General features: G+C 71.4%; 19 protein-coding genes. 8 read left to right on the forward strand and 11 right to left on the reverse strand.

All coding sequences use genetic code 11. The features are described from left to right. Window positions 1-69 precede the first annotated feature (69 nt). The 8 genes from ABD363_RS19225 to ABD363_RS19260 form a co-directional block, all read right to left on the reverse strand. Window positions 70-549 carry a PAS domain-containing protein gene (locus ABD363_RS19225; RefSeq protein WP_344605155.1) on the reverse strand — a complete coding sequence of 160 codons (480 nt, stop codon included), beginning with the start codon at window positions 547-549 and terminating at the stop codon, window positions 70-72. 126 nt (window positions 550-675) lie between these two features. Next, window positions 676-1,989, reverse strand: a complete 1,314-nt coding sequence (locus tag ABD363_RS19230) for an MFS transporter (protein WP_344605157.1) — start codon at window positions 1,987-1,989, stop codon at window positions 676-678. A gap of 272 nt (window positions 1,990-2,261) precedes the next feature. Further along, a complete protein-coding gene (locus tag ABD363_RS19235; RefSeq protein ID WP_344605159.1) occupies window positions 2,262-3,215 on the reverse strand; it encodes a catechol 2,3-dioxygenase in 954 nt (317 codons plus the stop codon). Continuing rightward, window positions 3,212-4,294, reverse strand: coding sequence for a 4-oxalomesaconate tautomerase (locus ABD363_RS19240; protein ID WP_344605161.1), 1,083 nt, complete (start codon window positions 4,292-4,294; stop codon window positions 3,212-3,214). Before ABD363_RS19240 ends, ABD363_RS19235 begins: the two co-directional genes overlap by 4 nt. After that, window positions 4,291-4,986, reverse strand: coding sequence for a 4-carboxy-4-hydroxy-2-oxoadipate aldolase/oxaloacetate decarboxylase (locus tag ABD363_RS19245; protein ID WP_344605163.1), 696 nt, complete (start codon window positions 4,984-4,986; stop codon window positions 4,291-4,293). Before ABD363_RS19245 ends, ABD363_RS19240 begins: the two co-directional genes overlap by 4 nt. Beyond that, window positions 4,986-5,744: a PIG-L deacetylase family protein gene (locus ABD363_RS19250; RefSeq protein WP_344605165.1), complete on the reverse strand. Its 759-nt coding sequence runs from the start codon at window positions 5,742-5,744 to the stop codon at window positions 4,986-4,988. The genes ABD363_RS19245 and ABD363_RS19250 overlap by 1 nt, the downstream gene beginning before the upstream one ends. A gap of 48 nt (window positions 5,745-5,792) precedes the next feature. Then, entirely contained in the window at window positions 5,793-6,446 is a 654-nt protein-coding gene (locus ABD363_RS19255; protein ID WP_344605167.1) for a GntR family transcriptional regulator, read from the reverse strand. A gap of 185 nt (window positions 6,447-6,631) precedes the next feature. After that, window positions 6,632-8,251: a subtype B tannase gene (locus ABD363_RS19260; protein ID WP_344605169.1), complete on the reverse strand. Its 1,620-nt coding sequence runs from the start codon at window positions 8,249-8,251 to the stop codon at window positions 6,632-6,634. 148 nt (window positions 8,252-8,399) lie between these two features. Between ABD363_RS19260 and ABD363_RS19265 the strand changes: the two genes are divergently transcribed. Beyond that, complete coding sequence (locus tag ABD363_RS19265) at window positions 8,400-9,602, forward strand: ROK family transcriptional regulator (protein WP_344605172.1); 1,203 nt, start codon at window positions 8,400-8,402, stop codon at window positions 9,600-9,602. 34 nt (window positions 9,603-9,636) lie between these two features. Here the strand turns inward: ABD363_RS19265 and ABD363_RS19270 are convergent, their stop codons facing one another. Continuing rightward, window positions 9,637-9,828 (reverse strand): hypothetical protein, encoded by a 192-nt coding sequence (locus ABD363_RS19270; protein WP_344605174.1) that lies wholly within the window; start codon window positions 9,826-9,828, stop codon window positions 9,637-9,639. 195 nt (window positions 9,829-10,023) lie between these two features. Next, window positions 10,024-10,725 (reverse strand): GNAT family N-acetyltransferase, encoded by a 702-nt coding sequence (locus ABD363_RS19275; RefSeq protein WP_344605176.1) that lies wholly within the window; start codon window positions 10,723-10,725, stop codon window positions 10,024-10,026. A gap of 174 nt (window positions 10,726-10,899) precedes the next feature. Here ABD363_RS19275 and ABD363_RS19280 point away from each other — a divergent pair, with 174 nt between their 5' ends. The 6 genes from ABD363_RS19280 (at window position 10,900) to ABD363_RS19305 (ending at window position 19,442) form a co-directional block, all read left to right on the forward strand. After that, window positions 10,900-12,936 (forward strand): hypothetical protein, encoded by a 2,037-nt coding sequence (locus ABD363_RS19280; protein ID WP_344605178.1) that lies wholly within the window; start codon window positions 10,900-10,902, stop codon window positions 12,934-12,936. Between the two features lie 191 nt (window positions 12,937-13,127). Then, window positions 13,128-14,798, forward strand: a complete 1,671-nt coding sequence (locus tag ABD363_RS19285) for a subtype B tannase (protein WP_344605180.1) — start codon at window positions 13,128-13,130, stop codon at window positions 14,796-14,798. 696 nt (window positions 14,799-15,494) lie between these two features. Further along, window positions 15,495-16,592 (forward strand): IS110 family RNA-guided transposase, encoded by a 1,098-nt coding sequence (locus ABD363_RS19290; RefSeq protein WP_344605182.1) that lies wholly within the window; start codon window positions 15,495-15,497, stop codon window positions 16,590-16,592. 32 nt (window positions 16,593-16,624) lie between these two features. After that, the gene (gene pcaDC, locus ABD363_RS19295) at window positions 16,625-17,920 is read left to right on the forward strand and encodes a bifunctional 3-oxoadipate enol-lactonase/4-carboxymuconolactone decarboxylase PcaDC (protein ID WP_344605184.1); all 1,296 of its coding nucleotides are present in this window, start codon (window positions 16,625-16,627) and stop codon (window positions 17,918-17,920) included. Window positions 17,921-17,953: 33 nt separating this feature from the next. Further along, window positions 17,954-18,589: an MBL fold metallo-hydrolase gene (locus ABD363_RS19300; RefSeq protein ID WP_344605186.1), complete on the forward strand. Its 636-nt coding sequence runs from the start codon at window positions 17,954-17,956 to the stop codon at window positions 18,587-18,589. Window positions 18,590-18,662: 73 nt separating this feature from the next. Next, window positions 18,663-19,442, forward strand: coding sequence for an exodeoxyribonuclease III (locus tag ABD363_RS19305; RefSeq protein ID WP_344605188.1), 780 nt, complete (start codon window positions 18,663-18,665; stop codon window positions 19,440-19,442). Here the strand turns inward: ABD363_RS19305 and ABD363_RS19310 are convergent. Further along, a complete protein-coding gene (locus ABD363_RS19310) occupies window positions 19,439-21,202 on the reverse strand; it encodes an SGNH/GDSL hydrolase family protein (protein ID WP_344605190.1) in 1,764 nt (587 codons plus the stop codon). The genes ABD363_RS19305 and ABD363_RS19310 overlap by 4 nt on opposite strands. Before the next feature lie 178 nt (window positions 21,203-21,380). Between ABD363_RS19310 and ABD363_RS19315 the strand changes: the two genes are divergently transcribed. Next, window positions 21,381-21,788: a DUF6278 family protein gene (locus ABD363_RS19315; RefSeq protein WP_344605192.1), complete on the forward strand. Its 408-nt coding sequence runs from the start codon at window positions 21,381-21,383 to the stop codon at window positions 21,786-21,788. The last annotated feature ends 60 nt before the right edge of the window (window positions 21,789-21,848 follow it).

The following is a 21,848-nucleotide window of genomic DNA, read 5'->3' on the forward strand; positions in this document are numbered from 1 at the left end:
CGGGCAGCAAGGGCTCGATCCGCACCCACAAGTCATCGTCGACCAGCCACGGTTGGGGATCACGCTTCCTCACGCCCAACCAACCGAGTCACCCAGCGGGAAGACACGACCCAACCGCATTTCGTTAGGAGCTCTAAGACCGCTCCGAAAACTGACGGTCTTTTGGAGGGTGTGCAGGATGAACCAAGCTCTCATGACCGCATTGGCGGCAGCAGCGTTGGTCGTGTCCGGGGGCAGCACCACCGCCTCCGCTTCGGTGACGCCGGAGCCGACTTCGCACATTCCGATGGCGCGTCCGGCGTCGTCGTGCAGCCGGAAGTAGGACAGTGACCATAAGCGCTGCCGGTGCGGGTCGACGGGGGCCGTGCTCTGGTAGCCCGTGTCTCTCACCAGCTCGCCGGTACGCAGAACGTCCCGGATGGGCCGTTCGACGTCCCGTACAGTCCGGCCGTCCGAGAAGAGGAGGGCTCCTTCCGGCAGGATGTCTGGTCCGATGCTGACGTCGCACGCGTGAGGGCCCCCAGCGAAGACCTTGCCTTCCACGGCCACCGGCGAGAGCGTGGCCGTCGGCCTCCCCTGTTCGCCGCGGCGTGGCACCGGTGGCGGCTGGGCTGACGCCCGTCCTTTCCGGGCCGCCGACCCGGTTGCGGGGGCGGCCCTTCGAGGTGCCGACCGTTAGTGCCTCGCGGCCGAGCGTGTCCTGATGGTGAGGGCGGCCAGGGCCATCATCAGGGCGCCGAAGAGCGCGGCGCAGGCGTACATGGTGAAGCCGATGTCGGCGTTGCCCGCCTCGATGAGGGCGCCACCGATCCACGGGCCGAAGATGGCGCCGAAGCGGCCCATGCCGGAGACCCAGCCCAGGGCGGTGGGGCGGTCCTCGTCGTTGTGGTGGGTGCCGACCGTCGCGTAGACCATGGTCTGGCCGGAGAAGAGCAGCAGTCCGGCGAGGAAGACCACCGCGTACAGGACGCCGACCGACATGTGGACGCCCATGAGGTAGACGAAGACGGCGGTCAGGAGGAACCAGGCGATGACGACCTTGCGCGGGCCGATGCGGTCGGCGGTGCGGCCGGCGACGAGCATGCCGCAGATGCCGCCGACGTTCAGGAACGTCGAGAAGAGCAGCGAGTCGCCGGTGTCGTAACCGAGCTCGACCATGATCTTCGGAAGCCACTGGCCGACGCCGTAGACCAGGAGCAGACCCGCGAAGGAGGTCAGCCAGAAGCACAGGGTGGTGGACCACTGGCCGTGCCGGAAGAGGTTCTTCAGCGCGTCCAGCTTGTCCACGTGGTGCGTCTTCGGCTCGGCCAGTTCGGTGCCGTAGGCGGCGGCGAGCAGCTCGGCGTCGGCGCGGCGGCCACGGGTGAGCAGGTTGGTGGGCGACTCGGGCAGCAGCTTGAAGGCGACCGGGAGCAGGATCAGGGCGGGCAGCGCGGAGACGATGAAGGCCGTGCGCCAGCCGTGCTCGTCGACCAGCCAGAGGGCGATCAGCGGGGCCAGGGCGCCGCCGGTCTGGTGGGCGGTCATGATGATGCCGGTGGCGAGGGCGCGCCGGCCGCGCGAGGTGAACTCCATGCCGTACGAGATCGCGATCGGCAGCAGCGCGCCGAGGCCGAAGCCGCACACGAAGCGGAAAAGGCCGAACTGGCCCGAGGACTGGGACCAGCCGGTTCCCAGTGTGGCGAAGGTGAAGATCACGACGCTGACGAAGACGGTGACGCGGCGGCCGATCCAGTTCGAGGCCATGCCGGACAGGATCGTGCCGAGCAGCATCCCGAAGTTGGCGTAACTGCCGATCGTTCCGGCGACGTCGGGGGTGAGGCCGAGGCTGTGGCCGCCGAGCATCTTCGGAAGCACGGAGCCGTAGATGAACGTGTCGATGCCGTCGAGGAGGACGAGTCCCCAGCACAGGGCGATGACGGCGGTGCGGCTACGGCGGGTCGCTGTCCCGGTCGCCGGGGCGAGCGGGGAGGTGGCGGAGGAGGACATCGTTGTTTCCTCTCGTGCGGGACGTCAGGACGGGGCCCTGGTCCCTGGCTGCAAGGGCAGGGGGGCCGGTGCGGCTCGCGCGGCCGGTGGGGAGGACGGACGGAGCATGCCCCCGAGCTGCGGACTCCGCGTGGGGAGCCTCGAGCTCGCTGTGGCGTAGACGTTAAGAAGCCATAGCCATCACGTCAACAGTTTTGTTAACAATCTAGGCAACAATTCGGCCCCGGGGTACCGGACGGCCGTTCCCCGGGGCCGGACAGGACAAGATCACATCAGGGCTGCACGGGCGGCGTGCCGTGCGTGTGGAAGGACTCGATCGTCTTCAGGCCCCATGCCTGGCCCTTCTTGCGCTCCTCCTCGGTCCAGGTGATGAGCGGCCAGTCGGGGGCGAGGACGAGACGGGTGAGGGGGTTGCAGAGTTCGATGCGGTTGCCGCCGGGTTCGTAGACGTAGAGGAAGAACGTCTGCTGGATGGCGTGCTTGTGCGGCCCGGTCTCGATGAAGACGCCGGTGTCGATGGCAAGGTCGGCGGCGCGCAGGATGTCCTCGCGGGTGTCCGTGGCGAAGGCGATGTGGTGCAGACGGCCCTCACTGCCGGTCCAGTCGGACGTGTAGACGACGTCGTACGACTTGTCGGTATACGTCAGCCAGCGTGCCGCGATCTTGCCTGAGTCGAGCCGGATCTGCTCGGTGGGGCGGGCGCCGAGGAGCTGTTCCTGCCATTCGGCGTTGGCGAGGACGTCGGCGGCGAGGAAGTTGATGTGGTCCAGGCGGCGGACGCCGACGCCGCGGTTGGGTTTCGCCTGCGGCTGGTTCTTGAGAGACGGCTTGAGCGCCTGGGGGGCCTCATAGTGCTCGCTCTCCCAGTACAGGGCGTGTTCGTGGCCGTCCGGGTCGGTGGTGACGTAGAGCCGGCCGAGACCGGGCTCGTCCTCGGTCCACTTCCCCGTGCCGCCCGCCGCCTCGATGGCCTCCACCCGACGTCGGAGCGCCTCCTCGCTGGAGGTGCGCAGGGCGAGGCGGCCGAGGCCGGGCTGTTCGCGGGCGGTGAGGACGAGACTGTGGTGCTCGTAGTCGTCGAAGGTCCGCAGGTAGACGGTGTCGCCGTCCTGCCCGTTGACGGTCAGGCCCAGGAAGTCGGTGAAGAAGGCGACGGAGGCGTCCAGGTCCGGGGTGAACAGCTGGGCGTGGCCGATGTGGGCGATGTCGCCGAGAGGCGGGGTCATGAGCGACCTCCTGTGGGTGGTACGGGGAAGACGGTGCCGTCGAAGATCTTGCGGGCGGTGCGGACGACGGCGGTGCGACGGGCTCTCAGGCCGCCCTCGGGGGTGCGATCGATGCTGCTCTCGATGTCTGTGAAACCGCTGGGATGCTCGATGCGCAGCCGATCGTCCTCTTCGGGGAGGGCCGCGATGCCGTGCGCGACGCTTCCCTCGATTCGCAGCCCGGCCGCCACGCTCGCGGCGCCGAGGACGCCTATGGAGGTGTGGACGCGGGCCGGGACGAAGGTACGGGTGGTGACAGCGCCGCCGTGGCGGGGCGGCGAGAGGAGGGTGAGCTTGGGGACGGTGGTTTCGGTGACGTCGCCGAGTCCCATCAGCTTCCCGGCTTCCAGCCGGATTTCGTGGAGCCGGGCGGTCAGTTCCCCGTTGGTCTCCAGGTCCTCGGGGTCCTCCTGACCGGTGACCTCGAGTGCCTCGGCCGGGATCAGAACGGTTGGCATGCCGTTGTCGACGCACGTGACCCGGATGCCGGCGACCGTGTCGCTCACGTTCCCCGTGGGCAGCAACCGCCCCTCCCGAGGGGGGAATTCGATGACCACGGCAGCTGCGCTTCCGGGAACACCGGAGATTTCCGTGTCGCCGCTGTAGTCGACGCGGCCGTCAGGGGTCGGGAACGTCGCCGTGGCGAAGTCACCGGAGTTCACCATGCGGATGCGCACGGATGTCTCGTTGCTGCCTGCTCGTACGAGTCCGCGCTCGACAGCGAACGGGCCGACCCCTGCGAGCAGGTTGCCGCAGTTCTGGCGGTCCGAGACCACTGCTTTGCCCACGGCGACCTGGAGGAAGAGGTAGTCGACATCGGCCTCGGGGTCGGTCGACGGGGACACCACGGCAACCTTGCTCGTGAGGGGGTGGGCGCCGCCGAGGCCGTCGATCTGGCGCGGGTCCGGGCTGCCCATGACCCGCAACAGCAGCTCGTCGCGGACGGTCTCTTCGGTGGGCAGGTCGTCCGCCAGAAAGTAGGCGCCCTTGGAGGTGCCGCCGCGCATCAGCATGCAGCGGACCTCCGCGGGGCCGCTCACGACTCGACCTCCTCGTAGGTGCGGTACTCCACGCCGAGTTTCTTGAGCTTGTCCCGCAGCCCGTAGCGGTCCAGGCCCAGTTCGCCCTCCAGGAAGGCGGCGCGGGCGGCGGCCTCCTTCCGCTCGCGGGCCTCGGACGCCTCGGCGGTATCGCGGGCGCGCTCGCGCGGCACGACCACCACGCCGTCGTCGTCGGCGACGATCACGTCACCGGGGCGGATCACCTGGCCGCCGATCACGATCGGTACGTTGACGCTGCCGCCGGTCGCCTTGACCGTGCCCTGCGGGCTGACGGCGGCGGACCAGGCCGGGAAGCCCATCGCGCGCAGTTCGGCGGTGTCGCGGATGCCGGTGTTCAGGACGACGCCACGCACCCCGCGATGGGCGAGGGCTGTGGCGAACAGCTCGCCGAACAGGCCGTCGGTGCACGGCGAGGTGGTGGTGACGACGAGGATGTCGCCCTCGCCGCACTGCTCGACCGCCGCGTGAATCATGAGGTTGTCGCCCGGCCAGCACAGCACCGTGACGGCGGTGCCGGCGACGCGGACGCCTTGCTGGATCGGGCGCAGATGCGTGCCGAGGAAGCCGGTGCGGCCCATGGCCTCGCCGACGGTGGCCGTTCCGTAGCCGGCGAGCGCCTCGACGGCCTTCGCCTCGGCCTTGGACGGGTTGGTGACGATGACGCCGGGCATCAGGCGAGCTCCTTCGCGATCTGCGGGTAGGGGCGCATGTACGCCTCGGCCATGGTCTTGTGGGCAAGACCCAGGTTGGGGCCGGCGTTGCGCTTGAGCTGCACCCCTCGACGTACGGCGAGATCGGTGTAGTAGTCCCACAGGTGCTGCTGGGCGCCCAGGCACTCCATGGCCTTGCGCTTGGTGTCCCACACCTCGGTGATGTCGAGGAGGACCTCTGGCTTGAAGCCGCTCATCTCGGGCTGGTGCGGTTCGAAGTAGAAGACGGGCGGGGCGCCGATGATCCCGCCCTCGCCGGGGTAGCCGATGGCCTGGGCGAGGACACGGGCCTCCAAGGCCATGCGGTTGGCGGCCGGGTGGTCGCCGTTGTACGGGTCCTCGACCGGGTGCGTGAGCACGACGTCCGGCTGCGTCTCCCGGTAGACGGCGACGAGCCGGTCGGTCAGCTCGGGGGTGGCGAGGAGCGGGTAGTCGCCCGCGTCGAAGAAGCGGACTTCGGCGCCGAGCGTCGCGGCGGCGCGCTCGGCCTCCTCGCGGCGTATCGCCTTGATCTCGTCGAGCTTCTTCCCCTCCCGCCACGCCTTGGCCGACTCGCCGCGCTCGCCGAAGGTCAGGCACGCGATGGTGACCTTCTCGCCCCGGGACGCGGCCAGGGCGATGGCTCCGCCCGCCCGCCACACGAAGTCCCCGGCGTGCGCGGTGACGACGAGGGTCGATCGGGGCGGAGTGGCGGCGGGTGCGCCGTTGCCGTGGGTCATGCTGTATCTCCTTGGTGACAGGTGCCGCACCCGCCCCAGGAGCGCGTCTCAGTCGGCGCGCAGGGCGTCGATCACGCTGCTGAGGTGGGCGCGCGCGGCCGTCTCGGCCGCTTGCGGATCCCTGGCCCTGATCGCTTCGATCAGCGCCAGGTGCTCACTCAGGGACTGCTGCGGACGCCCCGGGCGCAGCGCCAGCTGGAAGCGGTGGCGCACCAGCTGGGCGTTGAGCCGCTCCAGAAGGCCGACGGCCGTGTGCTGGCCGGAGGCATCCCGGATCAGGCCGTGGAGGTCATGGTTGAGCTCGGAGTAGGTGACCGGATCGCCGTCGGCGACCGCCTTGGACATGGCCTTGCCCAGGCCGGTCAGCTCGTCGAGCTGTGCGTCGGTGGCCTCAGTCGCCGCCTTGGCCGCGCACAGCCCCTCGAGTGCCATCCGGCACTCCGTGATCTCCACGGCCTCCTCGACCGTCACCACCCGCACCCGCGAACCGCGGTTGCGGATCCGCTCGACCAGCCCCTCGGAGGTCAGATCGAGCAGAGCGGCGCGCATGCTGGCACGCGTAACGCCGTACCTCTCGGCGAGCTCGTTCTCCACCAGCCGCTGGGCCGGCGCCATCTCGCCCTGCAGGATTGCCTTCCTGAGGCGCTCCAGCGCGTACTGCTTGGCCTGCTCTCCGGAGCCTGGACGGGCTTCCTTCGGCATCTGCCCTCCCTGAGTGAGTGCCTGTCGACGCTAAATCTAGGGCAACAGAATTGTCAACGATTCTGTTCTCACTCTTGAGGGTGGGGCGCGTCACGGCGGATGCGGCAGGCGGCGCCAACGGCTCTCGTCGAGGGTCAGGTCGTCGGCGAAGGAGGGCGGAGTGGCCGTTGTGACGGTGGCGGTGGCTAGCTCTTGTAGCCCGTCACCTTGGCGACCCACTTGATGAAGTCGCCCGGGTCCTCGTTGGTGGCGTGGCCCTTGTCCCAGTAGTACGCGTGGTCGACGTCGTCACCGAGGTTGTCCACGGCCATGGCGAGGTTCGCGGCGACTGTCAGCGCTGTGTCGGTGTCGGATGTGCCGAGCCGGATCCACCAGTGCTTGGAACGGTTCGGGTTGCGCTCTTCGAGAAGGTGGAACATCGGGTTCATCAGCTTGAGCTTCTCGGGGATGTCGCTGTCGACCCGCTTGCTGCTGAGCCCGGTGGTGTCCTTCTTCGCGCTGTAGGCGGTGAAGTGACGGGCCTTGGTGGTGCCCTTGCCGAACTCGTTGTTCTCACCGGCGGACAGATCGAACGCGTCGAAGGCCGGCTGGGTCTTCTTCCGCTGTGCCACGTGCGCGAGGTAGCCCTCCCACGTGAAGGTCGCCCGGTTGTTCTTCCACGTGATGAACGTGTTCTTGGCCAGGTATGTCTCGCGCTCGGAAGCCGACAGGGCCGCGAGGTACTTCGTCGCCGACGGCCGGAGGTAGTGCTCCAGGAGGTAGTCGGCGTAGTTGCGGGCGGTGATCTTGCCGAAGCCCGAGCCCTTGAGGCCGCGGAGTTTCAGGCCCGCCTGGTATTCGGCGAACTGCGACCGGAGCTCCTTCGACACGCTCTGGTCGACGGTCCTGCCGGTGGTCTGCGTGGGCAGGGTGCCCCAGTTCCACTCGTAGGCGCCGTCGGCATGCTCCAGGTCCGTGATCGGGCACCAGGCGCCGGTCGCGAAGATCGCGTCGGAGGCATCGGCCGCGCCGGCCTCCCTGAGGTACGGCTCGTAGATCTTGCTGTCGCCGGAGGCGCCGAGCAGGGCCGAGGAGGCGCCGCCCGCGCTGGTGCCGGTGGACACGATCCGCTCCACGTTGCCCGGGATGCGGCCCTCGTTGGCGCGGATGTAGCGCACGGCGGCCTTCAGGTCGACGATCACTGCGGGGGCTGTGCCGTAGTAGCTGCCGGAGGAGTCCGTAAGGCTGCGGCCGCGGGTGCCGGGCTCCACCACGACGTAACCGGCGACCAGGGCCAGCTTCGCGAGGTTCACCATGCCGTTGATGGCACCCGTGCCACCCGCCGTGCCGCCGCCCGTGCCGCCCGGAGGCATGCCGCTGGGCATGGCGCCGCCCATGCCGGTCATCTCCAGCTTGGCCTGTCCCACGCCGGTGGCCTCCGCCACGCTGGTGGGCATGTAGGCTCCCACCGCGTTGGCGAGCACGATCGGGGCGTTTGAGGCATCGACCGCCGTGCTGTCGATCTTGACCGGGACGCTGACCACCAGGCTCTGGTGGTCGGAGTCGCTCGGGTTCGTGACGTAGTGGCGGGCCTTGTAAAAGCGGTACGTCACCGAGTGCTCGGTGCCGGAGGCGTCGGCGATCGACTCCGTCTTCTCTGTGAAGTCGTCCTGGTCGAAGACCAGCAAGTCGTCGACCGAGGCGCTGTCGGTGCCGCCCGTGTTGTCTGCCTGTGCGGTCAACGTGATGCCGCCGACGGCTGCGACCCCGGCGGTCGCACCGAGTCCTATGACGACGCTCCTGCGGTTCACTGCCCTGTGCTTCATGGTCATCTCCTCGTCGCGGCGGGTTGTCCGCCGTCCGTGGGGGTGCTTCACGTTGAGTGTGCGGGCTCCGGTTCTTTATTTTCAACGGTTGAAAAATTAGAAGGACGTGAAATCGAGGACCGCTGTGGCGACCATGCACAATCGAGGCGTGAACACCCCCGCTCCCACCGACTCCGCGGCTGTGCGCCGGGCCAACCTCTCCCTGGTCCTGCGCTACGTCGCCGCGCACGGCCCGTGCGCACGCACCGAGGTCGCCGCGGGCACCGGCCTGGTGCACGCTTCGGTGACGGCGCTCGTCGCCGACCTGATCGATCGCGGCCTGGTGGCGGAGGTCGGCGCCGCCTCGTCGGGGGGGCGCGGCCGTCCGCGCCGACTGGTGAGTCTTGTGCCCGCGCGAGTGCGGACCACAGCTGTTCATGTGGCCTGGGGATACAGCACGGTGATGACGTCCGACCTGGCCGGCGTACCCGGCCTGCCGCGCCAACTACCGAACTCGGGGGGGCCGTTCGGACCCGTGGAGAACCTGGCCGATGACATCGCCTCCGCCGTCGACGCCGTCGGTCCCCCGGAGCCAGGAGTCCATCATGGCCGTCTGGTGATCGCTCTGTCCGGACCGGTCACCGACAGGGCGCAGGACGCGCCGAGCCCTGCGCGCAGTGCCTCGCACCTCGCCCGGCTCGTCGCCGACCGGCTGCCCGGACTGCCGTGCCCCGTCGACGTGGTCAACGACGCCAAGGCCGCGGCGCTGGCCGAGTACCACGCCCTCGCCTTGCGGGGCGGCACCGTGGCGTATGTGAAGTCGGACGCGGGAGTGGCCGGTGCGTTGATCGTTGACGGCCGCGTCTTCCACGGCAGTCACGGCCTGGCCGGGGAGCTCGGCCACATCCCGGTCTCCCTCGACGGGCCCGTCTGCCGCTGCGGCGCGACCGGCTGCCTGACCACGTACGTCAGCACCCGCGCGGTCCTGGAGGAGGCCGGCCTCGGCACTTCGGCTTCGCCTCAGCACACCAGCGCCGCCCTCACCGAACTCGACCACCGCCTGCGTACCGGCGAGCCGAGCGCTCTGGCCGCACTGAACCGCGCCGGGCACGCCCTGGGCGCCGCACTCCAGTCGCTCACCGGAGTGACCGACCCCGATCACGTCGTCCTCGGCGGCCGACTCGCCGACTGGCTCCCCTGGTTGAGACCCGGCATCGACGCCCGCCTCGCCCCGCGCCGGGGCGCCTTCCCAGCCTTTTCCCCTGCCGTCACGCCGGGGACCCTCGGTGCCGACGCGGCCCTTCACGGTGCGCTCGCCGCCGGACGCGAACACATCCTGGCCGACCCGGCCGCCGTACCGAAGGGATCCTGACGTCGGCCGCGCGGGTGCTGTGGTCGGCGATGGCTCAGGACCTGCCTTTGCTCGCCGTACGTTCGGCGCCGACGCAAGTGAAGACGGTGAGGTCGCGGTCGGCCGCGTCGTACATGCCCTCGCCGAGGCCCTCGTCCGTCTTGTCGTAGGCGGACGTGAACGTGATGTCCGCGTACCCGAAGGTGGGCTCCAGGGCGTCGAAGTTCGGCGCGGTATGGATCTGCACCGGCCCAGGCCACCAGTCCTGACCTCGGACGGCCGATGACCCCCGGCCGGCACCGTGGATTTCGTCATCGCCACCGCACCAGACGCATCCCCGGACCTCCGCGTAATGCCGACCGGGACCGAAGAAGGCTCAGCCGTGAGCCGCCCTGCCCGGTTGTCGGCATGGGCATGTCCGCGGAACCGCCGAGGGGGGCGGTCACGGGGTTCGGAAGCCTCGGAAGGTCACCTTCTTGCGTGTCGTGAAGCCGAGGCGCTCGTACAGCGCGATGACGCCGGTGTTCGTCTCGGCGACATGCAGGAAGGGACGGTCGCCGCGCGCCAGGATGCGTGCGGCGAGCGCACGTACCAAGCGGGTGGCGTGGCCTTGGCCCCGTGCCTCGGGTGCGGTGCAGACGGCGCTGATCTCCGTCCATCCCGGGGGCCGCAGGCGTTCCCCGGCCATCGCCACGAGGGCGCCGTCGACCCTCACACCCAGGTAGGTGCCGAGTTCGTGGGTGCGTGACCGGAAGGGCCCCGGCTCGGTCCGCGCGACGAGATCGAGCATCTCGGGCACGTCGTCCTTGCCCAGGACGACCATGTCGCTGTCGGGCGCGGCGCCGCGCCGGTCGGGAAGGGGGCCGCCGGACCAGATCAACTGACGGCCCGCCAGGTCGAAGACGGGCTCCCAGCTCGGCGGCGGGCCGGCCGGGCAGCTGAACATGTCGGCGAAGGCACCCGGACCGAGCAACGCGGCGAGGTCTGCCCAGTCCCGTGCCCCCGGCTGGACGGGCACGGCGGAGAAGGTCGCCACGTCGGCGCAATAGGTGGCGGCTCCACCCAGCCGTCGGGCGAGGTGCGCGTGCGGGCCGCCGAGTGACTGCCCTACAGGATCGTCGAGTACCGAGTCGTCGATCGTCATTCCTGCAGTCTCACATCCGTGGCGGACGCGGTGTCCGATCGATGTCACCTGCCGCGGGCGCCCCCGGTTGTCCGCAGTCGAAAAGTTTCGCGTCCCTGTACCCGACCGGGTGGTGTTGCTTTCATGTGACCGCTGCCGCCCGAGCGGGCGCACGTACACGCGAGGAGTGTTCAAGTGCTTTCCACCGAGGCCGGGGTTCCGGAGTCGCTCCAGTTCGGCACGGGGCGTGCGGTGCTCGACCCGGTGACGGGCGCGCCGGTGCAGTTCCTGGACGACCGGGCCCTGGTACGGCGGTTTCTGCTCGATCAGGACGCCGCGCCCTGGCACTCGGTGGAGCACCAGTGGGGGTCCGGGCATCTGGTGACGGACAGGGGAGCGGCCCGGTGGCTCGCGCCGTCGGGCCTGCGGGTGGCGGAGGACGTCGTGGAGGCGGTGCACACACCGCTGCCCGGGGTCCGGGTGGAGGTGCGGCGGTGCGTGGACGGGGCCGTGCTGCGTGAGCGCTACAGGGTCGTGAACAGCGCCGACGAGTCCCTCGCCGTCACCGGCCTGGGCATCCAGACGCCCTTCGCCGACTGGTACCGGGACGCGCGGACCTCGCTGGAGGAGGCGGTGCACGCGCACGTCTTCACCGGAGGCACGTGGGCGTGGGTGCTGGCCGAGCCCATGTCCGGTGAGGGGCGCTGCCTGGGACTGATCGTGCGGGAGGGGGCGGTGCGCGCGTACTCGGTGGAGTCCCGCAACCAGGCGTCCCTGTCCGACGTCCGCGGTCACCTGGTCCTCCAGGTCACCGACCATGCCCGCAACCCGGACGCGTTCGGCGGGCAACCGGTGCTCCGCCTGGCGCCGGGGGAGTCGGTCTCGCTCGCGTGGGAGCTGGGCTGGTACGCGTCGGTCGGCGCGTTCACCGCCGCCACCCGGCCGCCGGCCGCCTTCTCCGCGTACGCCGCCGAGACCGGCACCCCGATCGTCGTCGAGGCGGCGTCGGTGAGCAGCCCGGACCCGCAGGTGAAGGTGGAGCGGGAGGCGGACGGCCGGTACCGCATCGAGGCGTCCGCACACGGCACCCGCACCCTGGACATCGGCGACGGCGCCCGTACCGAGGTGCTCTTCCATCTCCCGCTGGAGGAGGTCGTGCGCCGCCGCGTCGCCTACATCGCCTGCCACCAGCGGGCCGTGGAGCGGCCCGGTCTGCTCGCGCATGCCTTCGTCCCGGTGAACACCCGGACCGGGCTGACCGGCGCCACCAACGGCTGGCCGGACTGGTCCGACGGCTCGGAGCGGATCGCCATGCCGCTGCTGCTGCAGGCCGCCACCGCCCGCGGCCTCGCCGACCCGGAGCAGACCGGCCCCCTGCTGGATGGCTGGTCCCGCTTCGCCGTACGCCACCTCCTCGACGAGACCGACGCCCCGCGCCGCGGCTCGCAGACCTGGCACCTCGAACCGCGGCTGTACGACATGCCCTGGCTGGCCCGCTTCTTCCTCGACCGGCACCGGGCGCACGGCCGGGAAGAGGACCTGGAGCGCGCCGCCCGCATCATCGAGCGCCGCTTCGACCTGGGCGGCGCCACCCATCTGTCCATCGACGACTCCCCGACGACGACGGCCGTCTGCGACGCCCTCGACACCGCCGGCCAGAGCGCCCGCGCCGCACGGCTGCGTGAGCAACTGGTCGACAGCGCCCGCCGGTTCGCGCGCCTGGGACGGCAGCTGCCCGCCCACGAGGTCAGCTACGAGCAGGCGATCGTCGCCCCCCTGCTCGACCTCCTCAGCGACGCCTACGCCCTCACCGGCGAGGCCGTCTTCCACGGCGCGATCGAGGAGCGGCTGCCCTGGCTGCTGGCCTTCGGCGGCCCCCAGCCCCACGCACGCCTGCACGGCATCGCCATCCGCCACTGGGACGGCTACTGGTTCGGCGAGAACCGGCTCTGGGGCGACGTCTTCCCGCACTACTGGAGCACCCTGACCGCCACGACCCTGCTGCGCCTCCCGGCCACCCTGCGCACCCCCGACACCGACCGCCTCGCCGAGACGATCTTCCGCGCGAACCTGGCCAACTACCACGAGGACGGCTCGGCCACCTGCGCCTTCGTCATGCCTTCGGCCGTGGACGGACGCCCCGCGCACACCGCAGATCCCCTCGCCAACGACCAGGACTGGCACCTCGTCCTGTGGCTGCGCCACCACGACGACCGACAATGTCCGCGATAATGCTAGGCATATTGTTAACAATCTTGTAGCGTGCGTCACGCCTTGACCTCGAGGCATCCGCGAAGCACCTGGTGCTCGATGAGGGGAGACCCATGCAGAGGTTGACCACGTCCTGCGGACGAGACGCACTCGCCCACCCGCCGAGCGTGCGGGCGGAACGCCCAGTGATCCGCACACGCCTCCTGAGAGGTATGGCGCTCGCGGGTTCCCTCGTCCTCACGTCCGCCGCCGTACCGGCCTCCGTCGCGGCGGCCGCCCCCGCGCAGAGCCGCAGCCACGCCGCGGGCTCCCAGGACGCGGCGCTCGCCTTCGACCCCTCCCGCTACACGACGATCACCGTCACCGTCGACGGCCGTCCCCTGCAGGTGCGCTGGTACAAGGAGATCTGCTACGTCGCGAACCCGGTCGCCGCGGCGGCACAGCAGCCCGGCGGTCCGGGCGGGGGCACCACCACCATCTCCAACACCGCCTGCGGCTACCAGAGCATGAACGTGTTCGTCCCCGAGAGCGCCTTCGGCGACCAGGGGGCGCCGATCTACTTCGCCGTGAACAACAGTGGCTGGATGGCCAGTTACATACGGGCGAGCGTGACCGCCGGCGCCGCCTACAACAGCGCGACGAGCAACGTCGGCGCCGCCCTGAAGGCGGGCTACGTCTTCGTCGACGTTGCCAGCCGCAGCCGCGGACTGATCGGCGCCGACGGCTCGTTCCCCGGCAAGGCACCCGCGGCCGTCACCGACGCCAAGGCCGCCGTGCGCTACCTGCGTCTCAACGACATCGCGATGCCCGGCAGCGCGGAGCGGATCGTCGTCAACGGCACCAGCGGCGGCGGAGCGCTGGCGTCGGCCCTGGGCGCTTCCGGCAACAGCGCCGAGTACACCCCGTACCTCGCCGCAATCGGCGCCGCCGGCATCGACGCCGAGGGGCGCAGCACCCTGCGCGACGACGTCTTCGCCGTCAGCGCCTACTGCCCGATCACCGACCTCGGCAACGCCGACATCGCCTACGAGTGGCTCTACAACGCCCTCGGCACCCGCGACACCACCGGCCAGAACCTCTCCCCCGAGGCCGCCGCAGAGATCGCGGCCCGGTTCGCGGCGTACGAGAAGAGCCTCGGGCTGCGCAACCCCGACGGCTCCCGGCTCACCGCCGCGACCATGCTCGACACCATCCAGCAGGAGGTCGTCCGCTCCGCCGAGACCTACCTGAAGCAGGATGCCGCCCACTCCATCCCGCCGCTGGGCGATACCTTCCAGATCACCGCAGGGGGCACCACCAAGTCGTACGTCAACGACTGGATCGACGTCGACACCGCCACCCGCACCGTGCGCTCCGTCGACATGACGAAGTACCTCGCCTTCGTCGCCACCCAGGCCGCCCTCAAGACAACCCCCGCCTTCGACGCCGTGGGCGTCGCCGGGAACACCACCAGCCGCACCGAGACCAACCTCTTCGGCCCGCCGACCCAGATGTACCTCAACTACACCGAGTACAGCTGGAACCACAACGACGTGCCGGGCGACGGCAGCGGCCTGGACGACACCGGGCTGACCTGGAAGCAGTACACCGCGCAGCCGAGCACCACCGTCGACGACCAGATCCACCTCATCAACCCGATGGACTTCATCGGTACGAAGGCCGACACCGCGCCGAACTGGTACGTCCGCCACGGCACCCGTGACCGCGACACCGCCTTCACCGTCTCGGTCAACCTCGACCGCGCCCTCGCCGCCGACAAGCAGGTCGAGGACCTGGACTACCGGCTCGCCTGGAACCAGCCGCACGCCGGGAACTACGACGTGCCCGAGGCCATGGCGTGGATCGCCAGGATCGTTCAGAAGGCTGGCGACCCGCTCGCATAACGGGCAGGACCGCCACCGGCCGCCCCGTCCGGGGACGGGGCGGCCGGGCGATCGAGCACGCTGACTGCAAGGTCCGGCCGCATCCTCCAGTCCCTCAGCCCGCCCGGGAGCACGGAGACCATCATGGCCGACATCGGCCAGCAGCTCATCGAGAAGGACCTCGCAGCCGTCGAGGCGGGAGCGGGAACGCCGACAGCGCGCCGAGTTCGCCGCATCGCGGGCCGTCGGCGTCCGCTACGTGACTTGTGGAAGGCCGTGTGCCGGAAAGAGGGCTCGAAGCTGTTCGTGCGATGGTCGATGAAGGGGCGATCGCGCGGCGGGCCGGACGGCTGTCCGTCGTTGCCGGTCACGAGTGGTCGGGGATCCGACTCGTTCTCAACCTGCTCCAGCCAGGTTGGGTGCTCGTTCGGGCGAAGCCATCCGGCTGTGGTCGGGACGTGCTGATGCGCCGGGATCGATGGGACGGTTGCGCGATGCCGTCCCGTACGGGGGGCTGACTCTTGAGATCTTTGACCGAAGTGTCCAGTCACAGGCATGTCGACCGTCGTTACGCGATGGGTTCTGCTGTCACCGAGCCGCAGGGCGTGTCCCTATAGGGGCCTTGCCGAGTTCCAGGCGCCATCACGGTTCAGACCGTCCGAGCAGGCCGGTGCTGTTCCCCCAGCCGGCACGTCACCGCGTGGGAGGCGAACCATCATGACGACCAGACAGCGCAGCACTTCCTCGAGCACGGATCCGCCCGTTCGGCGCGAGGTCGTCCTGGGTGTGGACACGCACGGCGAGGTTCACGTCGCCGCCGTGGTCTCCCCGCCGGGGAAGGTCCTGGGCACAGAGTCCTTTCCGGCGAAGGCTGTTGGCCACCGTCGGCTGCTCGTCTGGGCCCGCAAGCGGGGGACGGTGCGCCGGGCCGGCGTGGAGGGCACCGGCACCTTCGGCGCGGGCCTGTCTCGCTATCTGCTCTCCCAGCACGTCCAGGTGTACGAAGTGAACCGGCCCGACCGCTCGGCCCGCCGGCAGTCGGGAAAGTACGACCCGCTCGATGCGCAGGCCGCCGCGCGTGCCGTGCTCAGCGGTCGCGCCCGGGCACGGGCCAAGTCCGGCGATGGTCCGGTGCACAGCGCCCGGATGTACAAGCTCGCCAAGGACTCCGCGGTCAAGGCCCGCACCCAGGCGATCAACCAGCTCAGGGCTGTCCTGGTCATCGCCGACCCCGCCCTGCGGGAACGATTGTCGAGCCTGGGCAATGCCGGGCTGTTCCGCACCTGCGCGACCCTCAGCCCACCCGATGGTGGGGGAGACGAGGACGCGGTGGCCCAGGCCACCCACATGACGTTGCGCATGCTCGCCGAACGCATCGAACAGCTCACCGGACAGATCGATGAGCTGAACCGACGCCTGACCCGGCTCGTCGAACGTCACGCCCCACAGCTGCTCGAACCGGTGGGCATCGGTCCGGACAACGCCGTCACTCTCCTGACCACCATGGGGGACAATCCCGAGCGACTGAACAACGAGGCGTCCTTTGCCGCCCTTTGCGGAGTCAGCCCCATCGAGTACTCGTCGGGGCGGCGGCGCACGCGCCGGCTCCACTACGGCGGCGACCGCCAGGCCAACGCCGCCCTGCACCGCATCGTCTTCACCCGGCCACGTCACGACCCGCGCACCCGGGCGTACTGCGAACGCCGCACCCAGGAGGGCAAGACCCGCCGTGAGATCATCAGATGTCTCAAGCGGTATGCCGCCCGCGAGGTCTTCAACCTGGTCGGACCGGTTTCCCGCACCCCCGCGTTATAGGGGCGTCCGTGAGACGTGAGAGGGTGCGGGGCGTGAGTGAGACACCGTCGAACACCCTGCAATACCGCTTTGACGGGCCGGAAGACGCCCCTGTCCTGATCCTGGGACCGTCCCTCGGCACCACCTGGCACATGTGGGACCGGCAGGTGCCGGAACTGGCGCAGCAGTGGCGGGTCCTCCGGTTCGACCTGCCGGGGCACGGCGGCGCACCGGCCTACCCGGCGGGCTCCGTCGCCGACCTCACCGCGCGGCTGCTCGCCACGCTCGACGCCCTGGGCGTGCAGCGCTTCGGCTACACGGGCTGCGCGCTCGGCGGCGCCATCGGCATCGAGCTGGCCCTGCGCCACCCCGAGCGGCTCGCCTCCCTCGCGCTGATCGCCGCCTCGCCCCGCTTCGGCACCGCCGACGAGTTCCGCCAGCGCGGCGTGATCGTCCGGACGAACGGACTCGACCCCATCGCCCGTACGTCGCCCGACCGGTGGTTCACCGGCGGGTTCGCCGCCGCGCAGCCCGCGATCACCGAGTGGGCCGTGCAGATGGTGCGCACCACCGATCCCGGCTGCTACATCGCCGCCTGCGAGGCGCTCGCCTCCTTCGACGTCCGTCACGAACTCGCCCGCGTCGGCGTGCCCACCCTGGTGCTCGTCGGCTCCGAGGACCAGGTCACCGGCCCCGCCGAGGCCCGCACCCTGGTCGCCGGCATACCGGACGCCCGTCTCGCCGTCGTCCCCGGCGCCTCCCACCTGGTCCCCGTGGAGCAGCCCGCGGCCGTCACCGACCTGCTCGTGACGCACTTCTCCACCGCCTGGCAGCCCGCCTTCGACTCCGGCACCGGCCAGACGGCCGTCCCCGCCGCCCCCGCCAGGCCGGTCCCGGCCGCCGCGCCCGCGCAGCCGGCGCCCATCGCCGAGATCGCGCCCGCCGCGCCCCCGCGGCCGGAAGGGCGGCCCGACCTGTACGAAACGGGGCTCAAGGTGCGCCGCGAGGTGCTCGGCGACGCGCACGTCGACCGGGCGCTGGCGCAGGCCGACGACTTCTCCGAGGACTTCCAGGAACTCGTCACCCGCTACGCCTGGGGCGAGATCTGGGGCCGCCCCGGCCTGGACCGCCGGACCCGCAGCTGCGTCACCCTCACCGCCCTGGTCGCCGGCGGGCACCTGGAGGAGCTCGCCTTCCACACCCGGGCCGCCCTGCGCAACGGCCTCACCCCGGACGAGATCAAGGAGGTGCTGCTGCAGGCGGCCGTCTACTGCGGCGTCCCCGCGGCGAACAGCGCGTTCCGGGTGGCCCAGCAGGTGATCCGGGAGGAGACCACCCCTCAGGAGTGAGCATCCGCACCGGGTGCGCGCCAGGATGGACCCATGAAGCTCACGAAGAAGTCGCACTCCTGCGTCCGCCTGGAGAAGGACGGACAGACGCTCGTCGTCGACCCGGGGGGGTTCAGCGAGGAGGACGCCGCGCTCGGCGCCGACGCCATTCTCGTCACCCACGAGCACCCCGACCACTTCGACGAGTTCCGGCTGCGGGCCGCGATGGAGGACAACCCGGCCGCGCGGATCTGGACGCTGAAGGCGGTCGCGGAGAAGATCGCGCCAGCCTTCCCCGGCCGCGTGCACACCGTCGGCCACGGCGACACCTTCACCGCCGCGGGCTTCGACGTGCAGGTCCACGGCGAACTGCACGCGGTGATCCACCCGGACATCCCGCGCATCACCAACGTCGGCTACCTGATCGACGGCGGAAAGCTCTTCCACCCCGGCGACGCCCTCACCGTCCCCGACCACCCGGTGGAGACGCTGATGCTCCCCGTGATGGCCCCCTGGAACAAGATCTCGGAGGTCATCGACTACGTCCGCGAGGTCGGGCCGCAGCGCGCCTACGACATCCACGACGCCCTGCTCACCGACCTCGCCCGCCCGGTCTACGACCGTCAGATCGGCGCCCTGGGCGGCGCGGAGCACCTGCGGCTGGCGCCGGGGGACTCCACCGAGGTGTGAGGCCGGCCCGGCGGGGCCCCCGGGGTCCCGCCGGGCGGGCCCGTTGTCGGACCCGCCCGGTAGGTTGTGGACCATGCGCATCGCGACCTGGAACGTGAACTCGATCACCGCCCGCCTGCCGAGGCTGCTGGCCTGGCTGGAGAGCAGCGGCACGGACGTGCTGTGCCTCCAGGAGGCCAAGGTCGCCGAGGAGCAGTTCCCCTTCGGCCAGCTGCGCGAGCTGGGCTACGAGGCGGCCGTGCACGCCACCGGCCGGTGGAACGGCGTCGCGGTGCTCTCCCGCGTCGGCGTCGAGGACGTCGTCAAGGGCCTGCCCGGCGCCCCCGGCTACGACGGCGTCGTGGAGCCCCGCGCCGTCGCCGCGACCTGCGGCCCGGTCCGCGTCTGGTCGGTGTACGTGCCCAACGGCCGCGAGGTGGGCCACCCCCACTACGCCTACAAGCTCCAGTGGTTCGAGGCCCTGCGCGCGGCCGTCGCGGACGACGCGGCCGGCCCCCGCCCCTTCGCGGTGCTGGGCGACTACAACGTGGCCCCGACGGACGACGACGTCTACGACCGGGCCGTCTTCGAGGGCTCCACCCACGTCACCCCCGCCGAGCGCGCCGCCCTCGCCGCCCTGCGCGAGACGGGCCTGAGCGACGTGGTGCCGCGCCCGCTGAAGTACGACCACCCGTTCACCTACTGGGACTACCGCCAGCTCGGCTTCCCCAAGAACCGCGGCATGCGCATCGACCTGGTGTACGGCAACGAGCCGTTCGCCAAGGCGGTCGAGGACGCCTACGTGGACCGCGAGGAACGCAAGGGCAAGGGGGCCTCGGACCACGCGCCGGTCGTGGTGGACCTCGACGTCTAGCCCGCGTCCAGCAGCCGCAGGTCCACCGACCCGGCCAGGGCCGCCAGCCCCGCGTCCCCGGGGTGCAGGTGGTCGCCGCTGTCGTAGGCGGGCAGCATCCGCGCCGGGTCGGCCGGGTCGCGCAGCACGGCGTCGAAGTCGAGTACGGCGTCGAAGGCGCCGGCGCCGCGGATCCAGGCGTTCACCTCGGCCCGCTCGGCGTCGACGGCGGCCGTGCACCCCGACCGGCCCCCGCAGGGCAGGACCGTCGCCGCCAGCGTCCGCAGGCCCCGCGCCCGCGCCTGCTCCGCGAGCGTGCGCAGGCCCGCGATCACGCGCTGGGCGTCCGTGCCCGCCAGCAGGTCGTTGACACCCTCGAAGACGACCGCCGTGCGCACCGAGGTCTGGGCGAGGACGTCCCGGTCGAACCGGTTCAGGGCGCTCACCCCGGCCGTGTCCGCGGACACCCCGTCGCCCGGGTAGCGGTCGGTGACCACACGGTTGCCCGCGATGCCCTGGTTGAGCACCCCGTAGCGGGGGACCGCGTCCTGCCGCAGGAGCCGGTCGGCCAGCACGTCGGGCCACCGCCGGTTCGCGTCGGGCGTGGACCTGTCCCCGTCGGTGATCGAGTCGCCGAGCAGCACCACGGACCCCGGCCCGCCGCCCACGTCCACCCCGGCCAGCAGCGGCCAGCTCGTCAGGGTCGTGGGGTACGCCGCCGCGGAGCCGTCCGCCGTGTGGTCGCCCGGCTCGCTCACGTACGAGCGCTGCTGCGCGAGGCGGTGCACGGGCGCCGCCGGCACCGTCCCGGGCAGGTGGAAGCTCACCAGCAGATCGGCGTCCGCGGGCACGTCGAAGCCGAGCGGATCGCTGTACGCCTGCGCCCCCGCCGGCACCTCGGTGCCCGCCGCGCCGCCGAACGACAGCCGCACCGGCGTGCCCCGCGCCGCCGCGCCCGACGCCCGCACCGCCACCGTGGCGCCGCCGATCCGCACCGGCACCGAGGCGAACGTGTTGTCGAACCGCACCCGCACCCGGGGCCCGCCGGCCGAGGTGTGCACCACCAGCCGCAGCGTCCGGTCGGTCCACGGCCCCACGGCGGCGTACCCGCCCGTGGCCGCCGCCCAGGAGCCCGTCCAGCCCCGCGCGGCGGCCCGCACCGACACCGCGAAGACATGCAGGTCCGCCGCGTGCGGCAGCCGCACCGAGACCACCTGGCGGTCCGGCGCGAGCGGCACCGTCACGACGTACAGCCGGGCCCGCTCGGCGAGCCGGCCACCGGGCGTGTTGACGTGCGGCAGCGCGACCGCCTTCGTGGCGAGCGGGCCGGTGCGCCAGTCGGGGGCGGAGATCCGGTACGCCGAGCCGGTGCCGTCCGCGTAGGCCACCGTGCCCGTCCCGCTCGCCGCGGCGCCGGTGCCTGCCACCAGGAAGGCCAGCGCGTCGCCGCGCCCGGTGACCCGTACGGCCTGCCCGGCGGCCCGTACGTTGTCCGGCTCGCCCGGCTGCCGGCGCGGCCAGGTCAGCCGCGCGCCCTGCACGGTGAGCGTGCGGCCGGGGGTCCAGCCGGCCGCCGCCAGGTCCCGCGCCGACAGGGAGGCGCCCGAGCCGTCGAAGTCCGCCTCGGCGGGCCGGGCGTCGTCGCTGACGGCCGTGTTGTCGAAGAGCCGCTCCAGCGGCAGCGGCGGCGTCCCCTCGCCGGCGGCCCGGGCGGAGCCGCCCGGCGCCAGGCCGGCGAGCAGGGCGAGGACGACCGCGGAACTCCACCCACCTCGGCGCACGGCCGACTCCTCCCGCTCGGGGCAAGGGAACGCGCCGGGGACGACGGACGCACCGGGACCGTAGGAAGACGGCGGCGCCCCGTCAACGCGCCGTGCGGCAAGTCGGCGCGAAGTCGCCCGGAATCGTCCGTCCGCGCGCCTGTGGTGCGCACGGTGGCACGAATGACAGGCTGGCGGCATGAACATCCCCTTCCTGGGCAACCGGCGCGAGAAGGCGGCGGCCCCCGACCCCGAGGGCATCGCCGATCTGCTCGCCGAGTGCGATCTGCTCCGCTCCCAGGCGTCCCGGGAGGGCGTCCGGCTCGACGACTCCGCGGCCTCGCTGGAGGAGCTGGACCAGCTGGTGCCGCGCTGGCGGGACGACGAGGAGATCCTGCCCTGGCTGGGCAACGACGCCGGCCTGTACCTGGGCACCGTGATCGTGCGGACCGTGCCCGGCGCCGCCTGGTGGATCCGGCCGGACGGCCAGCCCGTCGTCCGGCTGGCCTCCGGCCGGGAGTTCGACGTCGTGGCCTGCGGACAGGAGTGGGCCGCCCACGGGGCGCCCGAGCTGTCGCAGCTGTACGCGGAGGTCGCGGAGGCGTGAACTCCCGGCCCGCGGCCCCGTGCCGTGGCGGCACGCGGCGAGGGCGCCGCCGTCCCGGCC

Origin of the sequence: Streptomyces glaucus (genome assembly GCF_039533365.1) — a bacterium.
Classification (GTDB): Bacteria; Actinomycetota; Actinomycetes; order Streptomycetales; family Streptomycetaceae; genus Streptomyces; species Streptomyces glaucus.